Consider the following 428-nt stretch of genomic DNA (forward strand, 5'->3'; position numbering starts at 1 on the left):
AAGAGGCCGCTGCTTATGACGGCTATTTGAGCGGGTCCACCTGGGCTTGTGCCGGCCACTCGAGAGGCCACCTTGGTGAAGAATTCCCCCATCTTGGTAGTCTCAAGAAAAGCTCCGAGGATGAAGAAAAGGGCAACGAAGGTAGCAGACACCCCAGTAATAGCGCAGTATATGCCAGCATCGGTGATAAGATGAACAACAGTAAAGCGATAGCCTATATTCTAGCCCTACTCGGCTTTACCTATATCGTTTACCACTTCGCTACGAAGGGATTTAGCCTCGACCTGAACATAGTGAATGGCTTTATGGCCCAGTTCAAAAAGAGCGTCAAGGCCACAGGCTTACCGCTCTTGCCCGCCTTTATGGCCTCACCGAAGTCTATCTTTACCATTATCGGATACATCATGAAGAAGAGGCATATCGCGATG

Annotated in this window: 2 protein-coding genes and 1 pseudogene; 1 reads left to right on the plus strand and 2 read right to left on the minus strand. The window is 49.8% G+C overall.

Going from position 1 to position 428, the window contains the following annotated elements:
• Window positions 1-188: TRAP transporter large permease subunit (locus tag EZM41_RS13830; RefSeq protein ID WP_342449273.1), on the minus strand; the 188-nt coding region annotated here is incomplete at its 3' end.
• Between the two features lie 3 nt (window positions 189-191).
• Between EZM41_RS13830 and EZM41_RS13835 the strand changes: the two are divergent.
• Window positions 192-245, plus strand: a pseudogene (locus EZM41_RS13835) (hypothetical protein); the annotation flags it as partial.
• 5 nt (window positions 246-250) lie between these two features.
• On the opposite strand, the gene EZM41_RS08675 reads toward EZM41_RS13835, so the two are convergent.
• Window positions 251-427: a hypothetical protein gene (locus EZM41_RS08675; protein WP_446697830.1), complete on the minus strand. Its 177-nt coding sequence runs from the start codon at window positions 425-427 to the stop codon at window positions 251-253.
• Window position 428 lies beyond the last annotated feature (1 nt).

Origin of the sequence: Acetomicrobium sp. S15 = DSM 107314, assembly GCF_016125955.1 — a bacterium.
Lineage (GTDB): Bacteria > Synergistota > Synergistia > Synergistales > Thermosynergistaceae > Thermosynergistes > Thermosynergistes pyruvativorans.